At 72.1% G+C, this 17,272-nt stretch carries 13 protein-coding genes and 1 riboswitch; of the genes, 9 read left to right on the top strand and 4 right to left on the bottom strand.

What is annotated here, in order from left to right; translation table 11 throughout:
- The first annotated feature begins 58 nt into the window (after positions 1 to 58).
- Positions 59 to 940, top strand: a complete 882-nt coding sequence (fdhD, locus tag OUQ99_RS03615) for a formate dehydrogenase accessory sulfurtransferase FdhD (RefSeq protein ID WP_267948002.1) — start codon at positions 59 to 61, stop codon at positions 938 to 940.
- Positions 941 to 1,162: 222 nt separating this feature from the next.
- Here the strand turns inward: fdhD and OUQ99_RS03610 are convergent, their stop codons facing one another.
- Genes OUQ99_RS03610 through sucC form a run of 3 tightly spaced genes read right to left on the bottom strand, consistent with a single transcriptional unit; the run spans position 1,163 to position 4,870 of the window.
- Positions 1,163 to 2,710, bottom strand: coding sequence for an aldehyde dehydrogenase family protein (locus OUQ99_RS03610; protein WP_267948001.1), 1,548 nt, complete (start codon positions 2,708 to 2,710; stop codon positions 1,163 to 1,165).
- Entirely contained in the window at positions 2,707 to 3,645 is a 939-nt protein-coding gene (sucD, locus tag OUQ99_RS03605; protein ID WP_267948000.1) for a succinate--CoA ligase subunit alpha, read from the bottom strand. Before sucD ends, OUQ99_RS03610 begins: the two co-directional genes overlap by 4 nt.
- A 37-nt stretch (positions 3,646 to 3,682) precedes the next feature.
- Positions 3,683 to 4,870: an ADP-forming succinate--CoA ligase subunit beta gene (gene sucC / locus OUQ99_RS03600; protein WP_267947999.1), complete on the bottom strand. Its 1,188-nt coding sequence runs from the start codon at positions 4,868 to 4,870 to the stop codon at positions 3,683 to 3,685.
- 152 nt (positions 4,871 to 5,022) lie between these two features.
- On the opposite strand from sucC, the gene OUQ99_RS03595 reads away from it, so the two are divergent.
- The 6 genes from OUQ99_RS03595 to OUQ99_RS03570 all read left to right on the top strand — a co-directional run bounded on the left by OUQ99_RS03595 (position 5,023) and on the right by OUQ99_RS03570 (position 14,042).
- Complete coding sequence (locus OUQ99_RS03595; RefSeq protein WP_267947998.1) at positions 5,023 to 6,429, top strand: MFS transporter; 1,407 nt, start codon at positions 5,023 to 5,025, stop codon at positions 6,427 to 6,429.
- 82 nt (positions 6,430 to 6,511) lie between these two features.
- A complete protein-coding gene (locus OUQ99_RS03590) occupies positions 6,512 to 8,221 on the top strand; it encodes a thiamine pyrophosphate-binding protein (RefSeq protein WP_267947997.1) in 1,710 nt (569 codons plus the stop codon).
- 21 nt (positions 8,222 to 8,242) lie between these two features.
- Complete coding sequence (frc, locus tag OUQ99_RS03585; protein ID WP_267947996.1) at positions 8,243 to 9,472, top strand: formyl-CoA transferase; 1,230 nt, start codon at positions 8,243 to 8,245, stop codon at positions 9,470 to 9,472.
- 4 nt (positions 9,473 to 9,476) lie between these two features.
- Entirely contained in the window at positions 9,477 to 11,636 is a 2,160-nt protein-coding gene (locus tag OUQ99_RS03580) for an acetate--CoA ligase family protein (protein WP_267947995.1), read from the top strand.
- 247 nt (positions 11,637 to 11,883) lie between these two features.
- Positions 11,884 to 13,485 carry an Nramp family divalent metal transporter gene (locus tag OUQ99_RS03575; protein WP_267947994.1) on the top strand — a complete coding sequence of 534 codons (1,602 nt, stop codon included), beginning with the start codon at positions 11,884 to 11,886 and terminating at the stop codon, positions 13,483 to 13,485.
- Entirely contained in the window at positions 13,485 to 14,042 is a 558-nt protein-coding gene (locus OUQ99_RS03570) for a hypothetical protein (protein WP_267947993.1), read from the top strand. The genes OUQ99_RS03575 and OUQ99_RS03570 overlap by 1 nt, the downstream gene beginning before the upstream one ends.
- A gap of 177 nt (positions 14,043 to 14,219) precedes the next feature.
- Here the strand turns inward: OUQ99_RS03570 and OUQ99_RS03565 are convergent, their stop codons facing one another.
- Positions 14,220 to 14,534: a DMT family transporter gene (locus OUQ99_RS03565; protein ID WP_267947992.1), complete on the bottom strand. Its 315-nt coding sequence runs from the start codon at positions 14,532 to 14,534 to the stop codon at positions 14,220 to 14,222.
- Between the two features lie 30 nt (positions 14,535 to 14,564).
- Positions 14,565 to 14,628, bottom strand: a riboswitch (guanidine-III (ykkC-III) riboswitch).
- A 486-nt stretch (positions 14,629 to 15,114) separates the two neighbouring features.
- Between OUQ99_RS03565 and OUQ99_RS03560 the strand changes: the two genes are divergently transcribed.
- Entirely contained in the window at positions 15,115 to 15,513 is a 399-nt protein-coding gene (locus tag OUQ99_RS03560) for a DUF485 domain-containing protein (RefSeq protein WP_267947991.1), read from the top strand.
- Positions 15,510 to 17,210, top strand: a complete 1,701-nt coding sequence (locus OUQ99_RS03555) for a solute symporter family protein (RefSeq protein ID WP_267947990.1) — start codon at positions 15,510 to 15,512, stop codon at positions 17,208 to 17,210. Before OUQ99_RS03560 ends, OUQ99_RS03555 begins: the two co-directional genes overlap by 4 nt.
- Positions 17,211 to 17,272 lie beyond the last annotated feature (62 nt).

Genomic DNA, 17,272 nt, shown 5'->3' with positions numbered 1-17,272 from the left:
CCCGGACATATCGTGTAGAACCGGGGACGGCAGGACACCGGAAGGCGGTGGGGCGGAGATGGGACGGGTCACTGTCCGGGGGAAGGTGCTCCGGATCAAGGACGGGTCCGCGACCGAGCGCGTGGACACGTTCGTCGTGGAGGAGCCGCTGGAGATCAGGCTGGACGGTGAGCCGCTGAGCGTCACCATGCGCACGCCCGGCGACGACTTCGACCTGGCCGCCGGGTTCCTCGTGAGCGAGGGCGTGGTCTCGCGGGCCGAGGAGATCACCGCGATCCGCTACTGCGCGGGCGCGACCGAGGACGGCTCCAACACCTACAACGTGCTCGACGTGTCCCTGGCCCCGGGCGTCCCCCGCCCGGACACGTCGCTGGAGCGCAACTTCTACACCACGTCCTCCTGCGGCCTGTGCGGCAAGGCCAGCCTGGACGCCGTCCGCACCCAGGCCAGGTGGCAGGTCGCGGAGGACGGGGCCCGGATCGGCGCGGACACCCTGACGGCCCTGCCCGACCGCCTGCGCGAGGCGCAGCGGGTGTTCGACCGCACGGGCGGGCTGCACGCCGCCGGGCTGTTCACCGCGGAGGGCGAACTCCTCGCCCTGCGCGAGGACGTGGGCCGCCACAACGCGGTCGACAAGCTGGTCGGCTGGGCGCTGCGCTCCGGCCGGCTGCCGCTGGAGGGCACGGTGCTGATGCTCTCGGGCCGCGCCTCCTTCGAGCTGGTGCAGAAGGCCTGGATGGCCGGCGTCCCGATGATGGCGGCCGTCTCCGCGCCCTCGTCCCTGGCCGTCGACCTGGCCGAGGAGGCGGGCATCACGCTCGCCGGGTTCCTCAGGGGCACCTCCATGAACGTCTACGCCGGAAGGCATCGGATCCTCCTGAAGAAGGCGCTCAGCGCGCCCTCGGCGGCCACGGGAGGCGTCCGCAGTTCGGGTCAGTAGACGCGGGGGCGGTCGGCGCGCTCCAGCCCCCTGCACCGACCGCCCCCGACACCCGGCCCCGTGTCCGCACCGCCGCTCGGAGCGGCGCCCGGACACCCCGGACGTGCCCCCGCGACCGGTCCGGATCCTCCGGCCGGCCGCGGGAGCGGCCGTGCCGGGCCCGGTGCGCCGGGAGCCGTGTCCCGGCCCCGCGCACCGGACCCGTCCCGGGTCCCCCGCCGGTCAGACGCGCCCCTCGGGGCGCAGCGTGTAGTGCGGGAAGTTGCCGGGCAGGCGCTCGGCGGCGGGCCCCCGGGTGACCGCGTGGACGAGGAGCTCCCCGCCGACGAAGGCGCCCCGCCAGGAGTCGCCCCAGCCGCCGAACAGCTCGTCGCGGTCGCCGCGCGAGCGCGGCCGGTTGACGCCGACCTTGAAGGCGCGCACGCCCCCGGCCAGGCGCGAGGCGGTGTCGGGGTCGTCGCAGGAGACCGTGGCGACCAGGGCCCCGTTGCTGGCGTTCATCCCGGCCAGGAGTTCGGCCTCGGTGTCCACCAGCACGATCGAGTCGACCGGGCCGAAGGGCTCGGCGTGGAACAGCGGTGAGGAGCGCGGCGGCTCCAGGAGGGCCACCGGCGCCACGTAGGCGTCCGTGTTCTGGCCCGGGAGCAGGAGGGCGTCGTCCAGTCCGCCGCGGTAGAGGGGCACGGCCCCGCCCGCGACGGCCTCGGCGACGCGGTCGGTGAGCTCCTTGGCCTTGGCCGCGTTGACGAGGGGGCCGAAGTCCAGCTCCGGCAGGTCGTCGTCGGGGGACTCCACGGCGAGCGGGTGGCCGAAACGGACGCCGCGGACCGCGGTGAGGTAGGCGTCGAGGAACGCGTCGAAGCGGGACCGCTGCACGACGAACCGCGGGTAGGCGGTGCAGCGCTGCTTGGCGTAGTCGAAGGTCTTGCGGATCTGGCCGGAGAGGGTCTCCCAGTCGCTGAACTCCCACACTCCCCAGCAGTTCAGCCCCTCCTGTTCCAGGACGTGCGGCCGCCCCAGGTCGGCGACGTCGGCCGCCACCCGGCCGCCGGCGTCCCGGCCTCCGACGAAGGACACGCAGCCGATCTCGGGCCCCTTCACCAGCGCCGGGGACAGCTCGCGCCCGCCCCCGCTGACGAGGGTGAACGGCAGCCCCTCCCGGACCGCGAGGGCCACGGCGAGGGTCAGGCAGACCAGCCCGCCGTCGGTGGGCGTCTTGGCGATCACCCCGTTGCCCGCGAGCGCCTGGACGCACATCGCGTGCGCGAGCACGCTCATCGGGTAGTTCCAGCTCGCGATGTTGCTGACGGGGCCGTCCAGGGGGAGGCGGCCGTCGAGCATGGGCCCGATGCCGTCCAGGTACCACTCCACCCCGGAGATCGCCCGGTCCACGTCCTGGCGGGCCAGCCGCCAGGGCTTGCCGATCTCCCACACGAGGGCGAGGGCGAGGGTGTCGCGGTGCCGTTCCCAGGCGCGGACCGCGGCGCGCACCCGTGCCTGCCTCTCCGCGAGGGGGAGTGCGGCCCACGCGCGGTGCCCGGCGGCGGCCCCGGCCACGGCGAGGGCCGCGGTGGCGCCGTCCAGCATGGGCAGGTCCGCGGTCCGCGAACCGTCCACGGGCGAGTAGGAGGCCCGGGGCTCGCCGTCGGGGCGCCACCGCCCGCCCCAGTGGTTGTGGACGCGGTCCGGGCCGAAGGCCTCCGGGGCGGCCTCCCGGCAGCGGGCGTACAGTGCGGCCCAGGAGGTGCCGGGCTTGGGCATCGTCGTCATGGGGCCGTGGGCGCCGCCGTGGAGAGGGCGCCCGCCTCCTCTCCGCCGTGGGTTCCGCCGAGGACGGCGCGCACGAGGCGGGCCGCTTCGCTGGGGGTCTTACCGACCTTGACGCCGGCGGCCTCCAGGGCCTCCTGCTTGGCCGCGGCCGTGCCCGCCGAACCCGACACGATCGCGCCCGCGTGCCCCATCGTCTTGCCCTCCGGAGCCGTGAACCCCGCCACGTACCCCACCACGGGCTTGGACACGTTGGCCTTGATGAACTCCGCCGCACGCTCCTCGGCGTCGCCGCCGATCTCACCGATCATCACGATCACATCGGTGTCGGGGTCGGCCTCGAACGCCGCCAGCGCGTCGATGTGCGTGGTCCCGATGATCGGGTCCCCGCCGATGCCCACCGCCGAGGAGAAGCCGATGTCGCGCAGCTCGTACATCATCTGGTACGTCAGCGTGCCCGACTTCGACACCAGGCCGATCCGGCCCGGCTTGGCGATGTCGGCCGGGATGATGCCCGCGTTGGACTGGCCCGGCGTGATCAGACCCGGGCAGTTCGGACCGATGATCCGCGTCTTGTTGCCCTTGGAGCCGGCGTAGGACCAGAACGCGGCGGTGTCGTGCACCGGGATGCCCTCGGTGATCACCACCGCCAGGCCGATCTGGGCGTCGATCGCCTCCACGACCGCGTCCTTGGAGAACTTGGGCGGCACGAAGATGACCGTGACGTCGGCGCCGGTGGCGGCCATGCCCTCGGCCACCGATCCGAAGACCGGGACCTCGGTGCCGTCGAAGTCGACCTTCTGGCCGGCCTTGCGCGGGTTGACCCCGCCCACGATGTTGGTGCCCGAGGCGAGCATGCGCCGGGTGTGCTTGGTGCCCTCAGAGCCCGTCATGCCCTGGACCAGCACCTTGCTGTCCTTGGTCAGGAAAATAGCCATGGTGTGTTCCGTCCCCTGTCGAAGTTCGTCCCGCCGGTCAGCCCAGTGCCGCCAGCTCGGCGGCCCGGGCGGCGGCGCCGTCCATCGTGTCGACCCGCCGAACGGCCGGGTGGGCGCGCTCGTCGAGGATCTGGCGGCCCAGCTCGGCGTTGTTGCCGTCCAGTCGCACCACCAGCGGCTTGCCGGTCCCGCTGGAACCCGAATCGTCACCGCGGCCCTCCAGCAGCTCCAGCGCCTGCACGATGCCGTTGGCGACCGCGTCGCAGGCGGTGATGCCGCCGAAGACGTTGACGAACACGCTCTTGACCGCCGGGTCGCCCAGGATGATCTCCAGGCCGTCGGCCATGACCTCGGCGGAGGCGCCGCCGCCGATGTCGAGGAAGTTCGCGGGCTTGACCCCGCCGTGCTCCTCGCCGGCGTAGGCCACCACGTCCAGCGTGGACATGACCAGGCCCGCGCCGTTGCCGATGATCCCGACCTCGCCGTCGAGCTTGACGTAGTTCAGGCCCTTCTCCTTCGCCCTGCGCTCCCGGTCGTCGACGTCGGAGCCGTTCGTGAAGGGGACGCGCTCGGGGTGGCGGAAGCCCGCGCTCTCGTCCAGGGTGACCTTGCCGTCGAGGGCGACGATCCGGCCGTCGGCCGTGCGGACCAGGGGGTTGACCTCGACGAGGGTGGCGTCCTCCCCCGCGGCGACCGCCCAGAGGCGGGTGATCACCTGGGCGGCGCAGTCGCGCACCTCCTCGGGGAGTCCGGCGGCACGGCAGATCTCCAGCGCGGCGGCCTGGTCCACCCCCTCCGGCCCGACCGGCGTGCGCACGACCGCGTCGGGGTTGGTGACGGCGACCTCCTCGATCTCCATGCCGCCCTCCTTGGAGCAGATCGACAGGAAATTGCGGTTCGCGCGGTCCAGCAGGAAGGAGAAGTAGTACTCCTCCGCGATCTCGGAGGCCTCCTCGACCAGGACACGGTGGACCGTGTGGCCCTTGATGTCCATGCCGAGGATCTGCTCGGCCCTGGCCCGGGCGTCCTCGGGGCCCTCGGCGACCTTCACGCCGCCGGCCTTGCCGCGACCACCGGTCTTGACCTGCGCCTTCACCACCACCCGGTGACCGATGCGCCCGGCCGCCAGCCGCGCCTGCTCGGGGGTGTCCGCGATCTCGCCCTCGACGAGGGGGACGCCGTACTCCCCGAAGAGCTGTTTGGCCTCGTACTCGTGGAGATCCACCTGGCCTCCTCATGACGTGGTTGTCGTGTCCCCTTCAGTGATACTCCATACTGTATGCAGTATTCAATACTCCTTCGGCCGAAAATGTGTCCTGTGCCACCCCTTCCCAGGGCGCCGAGAACTTTGCATACTGCATACAAGGAGGTGTCGCCATGCGCAGCCCCCACTCCCCCGGACACCCTCCGCCCTCCGTCCCCGACCGGGAGGAGGTGCGCGACTGGCGCGGCAGGCGCTACTCCGTCGGCCCGTCCGCACGCACGCTGACCGGCGCACCCCGCTCCGTCGTCCTCGCCCGCGCGCTGGTCGCGGCCGCGGCGGTCGGGGTGCTCCAGTTCGGCTACGGCGCGGCGGTCCCGACCCTGGTCGCCGCGCACGGCTGGTCCCCCGCCTCCGCCCTGCTCCCGTTCCTCGTGTGGACCCTGGTCCAGGGCGCCTGCGCCCCGGCGCTGCACCGGCTGGGGAGACGGCGGGAACTGCGGGCCGGGGCGCTGATCCAGACCGGCGCGCTGCTGTGCGCGGCGGCGCTGGTCGTGCTCGGCGCCTCCTCCGGACTCGCCGCGGCCGTCCTGGGCTACGGGGTCCTCGGCGGCGCGGGCGCCGGACTCGTCTACCACTCCTGCACGGACCTGGTCGGCGGCTGGTTCCCCGACCGGCGGACCGTGCGCTCGGGGGCCGTGGGCGGCGCCTTCGCCCTGGGCTCGGTCCCCCTCCTCCCCGCGATCGCGGCCGGGACGTCCCCCGCCTCGCTGCCCTGGGCCTGCGCGTCGCTGGCGGCGCTGGTCCTGGTCCTGGGGGTCGCCGGCGGCGCGGGCCAGCGCTCCGCCCCGCCGCGGTGGTGGCCGCCGGGGGCGCCCGACCCGCGCGCCGTCGCCCTGCGCCGGGGCGCCGACCCGCCCCCGGCCACCGACTTCACCCACGCCCAGGCGTGGACGGCCGGCGGGTCGCTGCCGCTCCTGCACGCGGTCGTCGCCCTCTCCGGGGCCGGCGGGCTGTTCGTCCTCGCCGCGCTGCCGGTGCTCCTCGTGGAGGGCGGCCACCCCCCGACCGCCGTCGCCCCGGCGATCGCGGCCTTCGCCGCCGGCAGCGGACTGGGGCGCCTGGCCGCGGGCGCGGTGGCCGAGCGGACCGGCCGGCGCCGGATCCTCGCCCTGCTGCTGGGGGCCGCGGCGCTCGCGCTGACCGGCCTCGCCGCGCCCACCTCCGCCGGACCCCCCGCCGCCGCGGTGCTCCTGGCGCTGGCGGCGGGCGCGGGCACCGGCTCCTGCTACCCGCTGACCCGCGCGATCACCGAGGGGCACTTCGGCTCGCGGTGGACCGCCGGCATCCACGGCCTGGTCTACAGCTCGAAGGCGGTCGGCGGACTGGTCGGCGTCGGCGGGGCGGCGCTGCTCCTGGCGACGGCGCCGCCCGCCGCCTGGCCGACGGGCCTGGTCGGAGCGGGTGCCCTGTGCGGGGTCGCGGCGCTGCTCGCGGCCCTGCTCCGGCGCCCGCTCCCGGTACGGACCACACCGGCCCCACACGGGGTCTGGACACCGCCGCGACGCCGTGCTCCAATGTGACGTACACGGTATACAGTATCCCGGCAACAGCGTCCCCGAGGACGCAGCCCGCCCGCACCGCACGAAAGGGGTCGTCGTACCGATGGCCGACGGCAAGGGAACCACCGAATCCACCACCAGCGAGAAGACCGCGATCTCCGGAGGCCACCTGGTGGCCAAGGCCCTCAAGGCCGAGGGCGTCGACGTCATCTTCACGCTCTGCGGCGGACACATCATCGACATCTACGACGGATGCGCCGACGAGGGCATCGACGTGGTCGACGTCCGCCACGAGCAGGTCGCGGCGCACGCCGCCGACGGCTACGCGCGGATCACCGGCAAGCCGGGATGCGCGGTCGTGACCGCCGGCCCCGGGACCACGGACGCGGTCACCGGCATCGCCAACGCCTACCGCGCCGAGAGCCCGATGCTGGTCATCGGCGGCCAGGGCGCCCTGAGCCAGCACAAGATGGGCTCGCTCCAGGACCTGCCGCACGTGGACATGATCAACCCGATCTCCAAGTTCGCCGCCACCGTGCCGCACACCGAGCGGGTCGCCGACATGGTCTCGATGGCGTTCCGCGAGGCGAACAGCGGAGCCCCCGGCCCGTCCTTCCTGGAGATCCCCCGCGACGTCCTCGACGCCTCGGTCCCCCTGGACAAGGCGCGGATCCCCGCCAAGGGCCGGTACCGCGCCTCCACGCGGCAGGCGGGCGACCCCGACGCGATCGAGCGCCTGGCCGACCTGCTCGTGCGCTCCGAGCGCCCGAGCATCCTGCTCGGCAACCAGGTGTGGACCACCCGGGCCACGCAGTCGGCCACCGACCTGGTCCGCGCGCTCAACGTCCCCGCCTACATGAACGGCGCCGGCCGGGGCACGCTGGCGCCGGGCGACCCCCACCACTTCCAGCTCTCCCGGCGCTACGCCTTCACCAACTCCGACCTGATCATCATCGTCGGCACCCCCTTCGACTTCCGCATGGGCTACGGCAAGCGCCTCTCCCCCGACGCCACGGTCGTCCAGATCGACCTCAACTACGCCACCGTCGGCAAGAACCGGGACATCGACCTGGGGATCGTCGGCGACGCCGACGTCATCCTGTCCTCGGTGCTCCAGGCCACCTCCGCCTACGGGGACAACGGCTCCCAGAGCCGCAAGACCTGGCTGGAGGAGCTGCGGACCCAGGAGCAGACCGCCCTGGACAAGCGGGCGCACCTGCTCACCTCCGACTCCACGCCCATCCACCCCTACCGGCTGGTCAGCGAGATCAACCAGTTCCTGACCGAGGACTCCATCTACGTCGGCGACGGCGGCGACATCGTCACCTTCTCCGGGCAGGTGGTCCAGCCCAAGTCGCCGGGCCACTGGATGGACCCGGGGCCGCTCGGCACGCTGGGCGTCGGCGTCCCGTTCGTGATGGCCGCCAAGTACGCCCGCCCGGACAAGGAGGTGGTCGCGCTCTTCGGCGACGGCGCGTTCAGCCTCACCGGCTGGGACTTCGAGACCCTCGTCCGGTTCGACCTGCCCTTCGTCGGCATCGTCGGCAACAACTCGTCGATGAACCAGATCCGCTACGGCCAGATCGCCAAGTACGGCGCGGACCGCGGCGAGATCGGCAACACGCTGGGGGACGTGAACTACGCGGAGTTCGCCAGGATGCTCGGCGGCCACGGCGAGGAGGTCCGCGACCCGGCCGACATCGCCCCGGCGCTGCGCCGCGCCCGCGAGTCCGGCAAGCCCTCGCTCGTCAACGTCTGGATCGACCCCGAGGTCTACGCCCCGGGGACGATGAACCAGACCATGTACAAGTAGCCGAGCCAGAGAGGAAGAGCCATGGGCAAGGCACTCGACGGGGTACGCGTCCTGGACATGACCCACGTCCAGTCGGGGCCGTCGGCGACGCAGATCCTCGCCTGGATGGGCGCGGACGTGGTCAAGGTGGAGGCGACCTCGGGCGACATCACCCGGCGCCAGCTCCGGGACCGGCCCGACGTGGACAGCCTGTACTTCACGATGCTCAACTCCAACAAGCGGAGCATCACCCTGAACACCAAGAAGCCCCGGGGCAAGGAGATCTTCCTGGACCTCGTGCGCAGCAGCGACGTCCTGGTGGAGAACTTCGCCCCCGGCGCGCTGGACCGGATGGGGTTCACCTGGGAGGCGCTCTCCGAGGCCAACCCCCGGCTGGTCTACGCCTCGATCAAGGGGTTCGGGCCGGGCGCGTACGCCGACTTCAAGGCCTACGAGGTGATCGCCCAGGCGATGGGCGGCTCGATGAGCACCACCGGGTTCGAGGAGGGCCCGCCGCTGGCGACGGGCGCGCAGATCGGTGACTCGGGCACGGGTATGCATACAGTAGCCGGTATCCTCGCGGCCCTGTACCAGCGCACCCACACCGGGCGCGGCCAGCGCGTGCAGGTGGCCATGCAGGACGCGGTGCTCAACCTGTGCCGCGTCAAGCTCCGCGACCAGCAGAGGCTCGCGCACGGGCCGCTGGCGGAGTACCCCAACGACGACTTCGGCGACGAGGTCCCCCGCTCCGGCAACGCCTCCGGCGGCGGCCAGCCCGGCTGGGCCGTCCGCACCGCCCCGGGCGGGCCCAACGACTACGTGTACGTCATCGTCCAGCCCGCCGGGTGGGAGCCGATCACCCGGCTCATCGACCGGCCCGAACTGGCCGACGACCCCGAGTGGTCCACCCCCGAGGCCCGGCTGGACAAGCTCGACAAGATGTTCTCCCTGATCGAGGAGTGGACCGCCCAGATCCCCAAGTGGGACGTGCTGGCGGCGCTGAACGCGCACAACATCCCCTGCGGTCCGATCATGTCCACCCGGGAGATCATCGACGACCCGACCCTGCGGGCCAACGGTGTCATCACCACCGTCGACCACCCCGAGCGCGGGCCCTACAGCACCGTGTCCTCGCCGATCCGCCTCTCGGACTCGCCGGTGGACGTCGTCCGCTCCCCGCTGCTCGGCGAGCACAACGCCGAGGTCTACCGCGGCGAACTGGGGCTGTCCGACGAGGACCTGGCCGAACTCGAATCGAACGGAGTGATCTGAAGACATGGCCGCCTACAACCCCGAGCGTTCCGACCGGGACCGCTCAGCGGTCCGCGAGGTGCTCGACCGGGCCCGTGCCGAGGGCCGCGCCGCCCTCACCGCCCCCGAGGGCCGCGTCCTCGCCGACGCCTACGGCATCCCGATCCCCGGAGAGGCCCTGGCCCGTTCCGCGGAGGAGGCCGCCTCCCTCGCCCAGGACCTCGGCCTCCCCGTCGTGGCCAAGATCGTCTCCCCCGACATCCTGCACAAGACCGACGCGGGCGGCGTCGAGGTCGGCCTGGACAGCGCCGAGAAGGTCTCCGAGGCCTACCACCGCATCGTCGCCAACGCCCTCGCCCACACCCCGGGCGCGAGGATCGACGGCGTCCAGATCCAGCAGCAGATCGGCGGCGGACCCGAGGTCGAGGTCCTCGTCGGCGCGACCACCGACCCCACCTTCGGCAAGATCGTGGTGTTCGGCCTGGGCGGCGTCCTGGTCGAGGTCCTGAAGGACGTCACCTTCCGCATGGCGCCGATCTCCAAGGAGGAGGCGCTGTCCCAGGTCGGCGACATCCGCGCCGCCGAGGTGCTGCGCGGTGTGCGCGGCCGGCCGGGCGTGGACCAGGAGCGGCTCGCCGAGGTCGTCAGCGCGCTGTCGGACCTGGTGACCGACTTCCCCGAGATCGCCGAGGCCGACCTCAACCCCGTGTTCGCCGGGCCCTCGTCCGCCGTGGCCGCCGACCTGCGCTTCGTCCTGGACTTCACCCCGGCCGAGCGGCCGGCCTCGTTCGGCCGGGACGAGATCCTCGGCGCGATGAACCGGGTCTTCAAGCCCCGGTCGATCGCGATCATCGGCGCGTCCAACGAGGCCGGGAAGATCGGCCACTCCGTCATCAAGAACATCGTCGACGGCGGGTACGCCGGCGAGGTGTACCCGGTCAACCCCAAGGCCCCCGAGGTGTACGGCCGCAAGGCGTACGCGAGCGTCCTCGACGTCCCCGGCGACGTCGACGTGGCCGTCTTCGCGATCCCCGCGAAGTTCGTCGCCGGCGCGCTGGAGGAGGTCGGGGCGAAGGGGGTCGCCGCGGCGATCCTCATCCCGTCCGGCTTCGCCGAGACCGGTGAGCAGGAGCTGCAGGACGAGGTGCTGGCCATCGCCCGCAGGCACGGCGTCCGGCTCCTCGGCCCCAACATCTACGGCTACTACTACACGCCCGAGAAGCTGTCGGCCACGTTCTGCACCCCCTACGACGTCGCCGGCGGCACCGCCCTCACCTCGCAGTCCGGCGGCATCGGCATGGCCATCCTCGGCTACAGCCGCAGCACCAACACCGGGGTCTCCGCCATCGTCGGCGTCGGCAACAAGGCCGACATCGACGAGGACGACCTGCTCACGTTCTTCGGGCAGGACGAGAACACCAACGCCATCGCCATGCACCTGGAGGACCTCAAGGACGGCCGCGCCTTCGTCGAGGCCGCACGCGAGGTCGTGCCGCACAAGCCCGTCATCGTGCTCAAGGCGGGGCGCACCGCCGCCGGAGCCCGCGCGGCCGGATCGCACACCGGGGCGCTCGCCGGGGACGACAAGGTGTACGACGACATCCTGCGCCAGGCCGGGGTGGTCAGGGCGCCGGGGCTCAACGAACTGCTGGAGTTCGGCCGCGCCCTGCCCGTCCTGCCCACGCCCAAGGGCGAGAACGTCGTCATCATCACCGGGGCGGGCGGATCGGGCGTACTGCTCTCCGACGCCGTGGTCGACAACGGGATGTCGCTGTACGAGATCCCGCCGGACCTGGACGCGTCGTTCCGGGCGTTCATCCCGCCCTTCGGGGCGGCAGGGAACCCGGTCGACATCACCGGGGGCGAGCCCCCCTCGACCTACGAGGCCACGGTCAGGCTGGGCCTGGAGGACGAGCGGGTGCACTCGCTGATCCTGGGCTACTGGCACACCATCATCACCCCGCCGATGGTCTTCGCCAAGGTGATCAGCGAGGTCGTGGCCGAGGCCAGGGCCAAGGGCATCGACAAGCCCGTGGTGGCCTCCCTCTCCGGGGACACCGAGGTGGAGGAGGCCTCGCAGTACCTGTTCGACCACGGGATCGTGGCCTTCCCCTACACGACCGAGAAACCCGTGCAGATTCTCGGCGCGAAGTATCGCTGGGCGCGCGCCGCAGGACTACTCTGACCCAGTGCCCGGCCGGCGCCCACCGCGCCGGCCGGGCCCAGGCACCACCGCACCGCCGCACCACCCCCTGATCCCGACGGCCTCGGAGCCGCCGCCACAAGGCCGTCGGGACCCTCCGTCGCGGACGCAGCCACTCACCGGCCGCGACGGTCCGCCCGCACACCGACAGAGAGGTGACCGCACCACCCGGGGGCGCCATGCAAGCAAGCAGCTCGCATCCGCACATCCCACACAGGGAGTTCCACCCATGGATTCCTCACGCCCCGAGACCGGCGGTACCCCGGGTTCCGCCGACAAGTCCCCCACCGACTCGCAGATCCCCTTCGTCCCCGCCCAGCGGCAGCCGAGCACCGTCGAGTCCGACACGTCCTCCACGGCCACCACCGCCGGTGGCGCTCCCCCGCAGGAGGAGCGCGTGTGGAAGGCGGGCCGGCTGGAGCCGATGCCCATCCGCCCCCTCCCGAAGGCTCCCCCCTCGATCCACATCCTCGGGCCCACCGTGTTCCTCGTCGCCCTCGGCGTCGGCATGGGCGAGTCCTACATGTGGCCGAGGCTGGTCCTCGTGTTCGGCCCCGAGATCCGCTGGCTGTTCCTGGTCGGCGTCTCCCTGCAGGCCGTGGTCATGCTGGAGATGTCGCGCTACGCGATGGCGACCGGCGAGAGCATCTTCTACGGCGCGGCACGCGTGTTCAAACCGCTGATGTGGTTCTTCTTCCTCACAGCGATCCTGGTCTACATCTGGCCGGGACACCTCTCCGCGGGCGCCTCCGCGTTCGAGCGGGTGACCGGCATCCCCTGGCAGATGACCGCGGTCGCGGGGATGCTCCTCGTCGGCGTGGTGTTCACGCTGGCGAAGGTCATCTACAACCTGTTGGAGAGCGTGCTCTCCATCTGCATCGGCCTCCTGGTCGTCGGGACGTCCGTGGTCGCGGCGATGGTCGGCAACCTCTCCGACCTCACCTCCACCATCAGCGGCATGTTCGCGTTCGGCTACTTCCCGCCCGAGGCGATGACGGCCGCCTGGTTCCCGATCATCGTCGGCTCCGTCGCCTTCGCCGGACCCTCCGGCATGCAGCAGATGTGGTACACCCTGCACCTGCGCGACAAGGGCGCCGGCATGGGCGCGCACATCCCGCAGATCCGGGGGCTCCGGCACTCCGGCGAACAGGAGACCATGCCCTCGCGCGGCTTCATGTTCGACACCTCCGACCCCGCGGAGATGGCGAAGTGGAAGGGCTGGCGGCGCTGGGTCACCTTCGACGCCATGGTGCTGTTCTGGGGCATCACCATGCTGGTGACGATCTCCTTCACCGTCCTGGCCCAGGCCTCCGCCCGTTTCGACCCGAACGTGGCCGACCTCATCCGGGCCGGTGACCGCGACGCCTCCCTGGACGCCATGGCCAGCTCCTTCTCCGCCGCGGGGAGCCCGGTCCTGGGGACCGTCTTCTTCTGCTTCATCGCCCTCATCGGGCTCAACGCCACGCTGGGCCTGTTCGACTCCTTCTCGCGCGGCCAGGCCGACATGACCTACAACTTCGTGCCGGGCGCCAAGAAGATCGGCGTCTCGAAGCTGTACGCCATGTTCCTGTGGGGCCTGATCGTCTTCGGCATCCTCGTCCTGCTCTTCGGCCCCGCCGACGGGCCCGCGGCGATCCTGGACGTGCTCGCGTTCCTGTCGGCGTTCGCGATGGGCGCGTACTGCGTGGTGCTGCTGCTGGTCAACAACCTCACCCTGCCCAAGCCGATCCGGCCGGGCATCGTCTCCAACGCCGTCATCGCCTTCGCCGCGCTGTTCTACCTCGGCGCGCTCTTCTACTCGCTGTTCGCCTTCGGGGTCGTGGTGGACTGATGGGCGTCCAGGTCTCCCCCAGAACGTCCGGCGCCCTCCTCCACCACGCCGAGGTCGCGGTGCCCGGGGCGGCGATCGGCCTCGTCGCCGGGCTGTTCGCCGCGGGCGTCGGCGCGTTGGCCGGCCTGCCCGCGCTGCTCAACACCACGGTGGGGGCGGCGCTCGGCCTCCCCCTCGCGCTGCTCGGGGCCGGGTACTGCGTGCTGCTCGCCCGAGGCGTGTTCTCGGTCGGCGCGGTGGCCCCCCTCGCGCTGTACTGGCTGGTGGGCTTCCCCCTCGCCCGCCTGTTCGACTCCTACGCCGTGGCACTGGTGTTCGGGAACGACACCGTGCTCCGGGAGCCCCTGCTGTCGTTCCTGACCCTCCAGGCGATGCTCAGCTTCGGCTTCACCATCGGGTTCCTGTGGCTGCACGAGAGGATCGCGCCGCACTGGCTGCTGCGCGTCCGCGGGCACAACCCGGTGGCGGCCGAGCTGGTCGAGCGGTACATGGAGCACGCGGAGCACCTCAACAGGCGTCGGGCCTCCCGGCGCCGTCCCCCGACCGCCCCGTCCTGACGGACACGGCCTGCCCGGTGCGGCGTCCCGCGCCGCATCGGACAGGCCGTCCCATGAGCACCAGGAGTACCGCCCGGCCGGACCCCGTGCCCGGGCGGGCGTACGGCGCGGGCCGGGCACCGGAGCAACGGACCCGTGTCCGCGCCGTCCCGGTCCCCCGCCGACCGGCGGCCCGGCTCAGTGCAGGACCTTGAGCCCGACCACGCCGGCGACGATGAGGACCAGGCAGAGCCCCTTGAGCGGGCTGAAGCCCTCGCCCAGGAAGAACATGCCGACCAGCGCGGTGCCGACCACGCCGATCGACACCCAGACGGCGTAGCCCGTCCCCAGGGGGATGGTCCGCAGCGCGTACGCCAGCCCGGCCATGCTCAGCGTCAGGGCGGCGCCGAAGGCCACCGTCGGCCACAGGCGCGTGAACCCCTGCGAGGCGTGGAGCGCCGCCGCCCACGCGGTTTCCAGAAGACCGGAGATCACCAGTACAACCCAGGCCATCGACCCGTACCTCCATGACGTGCGTGCAGGAACGCGCCGTCTTGTCGTACCGGGTACGGCGCACCTCGTCCGGGGTCTCACGGATCGCGCCGGCGCGGCGGGGCCGCGCGGGCGGTGATGCCTCGCAACCTACAACCCGGGGGCGCGGGCCGGGCTTCCGGGGCCGCTGGAGAGGTACGCCACCGCACGTGGGTGCGGCCCCGCCCGCTCACGCCGCACCGGCGGCGTCTCCGGCCGGTCCGCCCGGCAGCGCGCCGGCCCCGGCCCCCGCCGCGCCCCCTCCGGGCGGACCGCCCGCCGCGCGGGGCCGGACCACGCGGGGTGGGGGACCGGACCGGCGCACCGACCCGGGTGGACCGGTGTCCGGCCGTCCGGCGACCGTTCGTCCCGTGCCGCGACCGTTCGTCGCACGGTGGGCGACCGTTCGACGCTCCGCCCCCGCGTTCGGCGCGCACGCGGGCGCGCCCCCTCCTTGGTCGGAGTGCCACTCCTTACAGTGCCGAGTAATACAGATCACACGAAGGAAGCGCGCTCCCGGCAGCGCGGCCGTTCCCGCCATCCCCCGGAGGTACGACCCAGCATGGCCACACAACGCCCACCAGAACCGCCCACCCCGCCCCCGGGGCCCGGGGAGGGATCCCCGGAAGAGCAGCTGTCGGAGGCGGCCGTCATCGCCATGCACAGCGACCCCCGGTTCCAGACTCTGAAGAAGAGCCTGTACAGCTTCATCTTCCCGATGAGCCTGGCGTTCATGGCCTGGTACCTGCTGTACGTGTTCATGACGGCGTTCGCACGCGACCTCATGAGCACGCAGCTCTTCGGGAACGTCAACCTCGCACTGGTCTTCGGCGTGCTCCAGTTCGTGACGACCTTCGGCATCGCCATCCTCTACTCGTCCTACTCGCGCAAGCGGCTCGACACCGCCGCGGCCGTCGTGCGCGAGGCCCTGGAGAACGGTGACGGGGGGACCGGCAAGTGAACCTCGACAGCGTCCAGTACCTCGCCGACACCGCCGCGGTCAGCGACAGCAGCCGCGCGATCACCATCGGCCTGTTCAGCGTCATCATCGCGGCGACGCTCTACATCACCGTGTGGGCCAGCCGCCGCACCCACAGCGCCACCGACTTCCACTCCGGGGGCCGCGGCTTCAGCGCCGTCCAGAACGGCTTCGCGATCGCGGGCGACTACATGTCCGCCGCGTCCTTCCTGGGCATCGCGGGCATGATCGCCCTGTTCGGGTACGACGGCTTCCTGTACTCCATCGGCTTCCTCGTCGCCTGGCTGGTGGCACTGCTCCTGGTCGCCGAACTGCTGCGCAACTCCGGCCGCTACACCATGGGCGACGTGCTCTCCTACCGGATGCAGCAGCGCCCGGTGCGGACCGCCGCGGCCGTCTCCACGGTCACCGTGTCGATCTTCTACCTCCTCGCGCAGATGGTCGGCGCGGGCGCGCTGATCTCCCTGCTCATGGGCATCCAGCCCGGGGAGACCTACCTCGGCATGTCGGGTGAGACCGCCAAGATCGTCGGCATCGTCGTGGTCGGCATGCTGATGACGATCTACGTGTCCTTCGGCGGCATGAAGGGCACCACCTGGGTCCAGATCATCAAGGCCATCATGCTGATGACCGGCGCCGCCCTGCTGGTCCTGCTGACCCTGTCGATCTACGGGTTCAACTTCGGCTCCCTGATGAACGACGCGGCCGAGGCCAGCGGCCGGGGCGCGGCGTTCCTGGAACCCGGCCTGCGCTACGGCGTGGAGGTCCCGGGCGACGCGCTCCAGACCATGTGGAACAAGCTCGACCTGGTCAGCCTGGGCATGGCCCTGGTCCTGGGCACGGCCGGCCTGCCGCACATCCTCATCCGCTTCTACACGGTGCCCGACTCCATGACGGCCCGTAAGTCCGTGAACTGGGCGATCGGCCTCATCGGCACCTTCTACCTGTTCACCCTGGTCCTGGGCTTCGGTGCGGCGGCGATCGTCGGCCACGAGGCCATCACCACGCAGGACGCGGCGGGCAACGCGGCGGCGCCCCAGCTCGCCCAGGCCGTCGGAGAGCGGTTCGGCGGCGAGATGGTGGGGGCGATCCTGCTCGCGCTCATCGCCTCGGTCGCGTTCGCGACGATCCTGTCCACGGTCGCCGGCCTGGTCATCGCCTCGTCCTCCTCCCTCGCGCACGACTTCTACAACTCGGTCCTGCGCAAGGGGAAGGCGACCGACAACGAGGAGGTCCGGGTCGCGCGGCTGTCCGCCGCGGGCATCGGCCTCGTCGCGGTCGTCCTGGCGGTGTTCGCCCAGGGCCTCAACGTGGCCTTCCTGGTGGCCCTGGCCTTCGCCATCGCCGCCTCGGCCAACCTGCCGACGATCCTGCTCAGCCTGTTCTGGAAGCGGTTCAACACCCGCGGTGCGATCGCCGGCATCTACGGCGGCCTGATCAGCGCGGTGGGCCTGGTGTTCTTCTCGCCGGTCGTGTCCGGCTCCGAGACCGCCCTGATCCCCACCATGGACTTCGCCTGGTTCCCGATGCCCAACCCGGCACTGTTCTCCGTGCCTCTGGGCCTCCTGTGCGCCGTCGTCGGCACACTGACCTCCAAGGAGCAGGACTTCGCGAAGTTCGCCCAGCTCCAGGTCCGTGCCCTGTCCGGCGCGGGCGCGGAGAAGGCCTCCGACCACTAGACCGAGCGGCACACCGCCCGCCACCGGACTCGGGCGGCCGTCGACTCACTCCCGCCGGGGCC

This window comes from Streptomonospora nanhaiensis, from assembly GCF_026642255.1.
Taxonomy (GTDB): domain Bacteria; phylum Actinomycetota; class Actinomycetes; order Streptosporangiales; family Streptosporangiaceae; genus Nocardiopsis; species Nocardiopsis tropica.
Note: the sequence above shows the minus strand (reverse complement) of the source record. Positions and strands in the feature narration are given on the sequence as shown.

Excerpts from the sequence above, each read along its gene's own strand:
- fdhD (WP_267948002.1), top strand. The coding sequence starts at position 59 with ATGGGACGGGTCACTGTCCGGGGGAAGGTGCTCCGGATCAAGGACGGG.
- OUQ99_RS03610 (WP_267948001.1), bottom strand. The coding sequence starts at position 2,710 with ATGACGACGATGCCCAAGCCCGGCACCTCCTGGGCCGCACTGTACGCC.
- sucD (WP_267948000.1), bottom strand. The coding sequence starts at position 3,645 with ATGGCTATTTTCCTGACCAAGGACAGCAAGGTGCTGGTCCAGGGCATG.
- OUQ99_RS03595 (WP_267947998.1), top strand. The coding sequence starts at position 5,023 with ATGCGCAGCCCCCACTCCCCCGGACACCCTCCGCCCTCCGTCCCCGAC.
- OUQ99_RS03590 (WP_267947997.1), top strand. The coding sequence starts at position 6,512 with ATGGCCGACGGCAAGGGAACCACCGAATCCACCACCAGCGAGAAGACC.
- frc (WP_267947996.1), top strand. The coding sequence starts at position 8,243 with ATGGGCAAGGCACTCGACGGGGTACGCGTCCTGGACATGACCCACGTC.
- OUQ99_RS03580 (WP_267947995.1), top strand. The coding sequence starts at position 9,477 with ATGGCCGCCTACAACCCCGAGCGTTCCGACCGGGACCGCTCAGCGGTC.
- OUQ99_RS03575 (WP_267947994.1), top strand. The coding sequence starts at position 11,884 with ATGGATTCCTCACGCCCCGAGACCGGCGGTACCCCGGGTTCCGCCGAC.
- OUQ99_RS03570 (WP_267947993.1), top strand. The coding sequence starts at position 13,485 with ATGGGCGTCCAGGTCTCCCCCAGAACGTCCGGCGCCCTCCTCCACCAC.
- OUQ99_RS03565 (WP_267947992.1), bottom strand. The coding sequence starts at position 14,534 with ATGGCCTGGGTTGTACTGGTGATCTCCGGTCTTCTGGAAACCGCGTGG.
- OUQ99_RS03560 (WP_267947991.1), top strand. The coding sequence starts at position 15,115 with ATGGCCACACAACGCCCACCAGAACCGCCCACCCCGCCCCCGGGGCCC.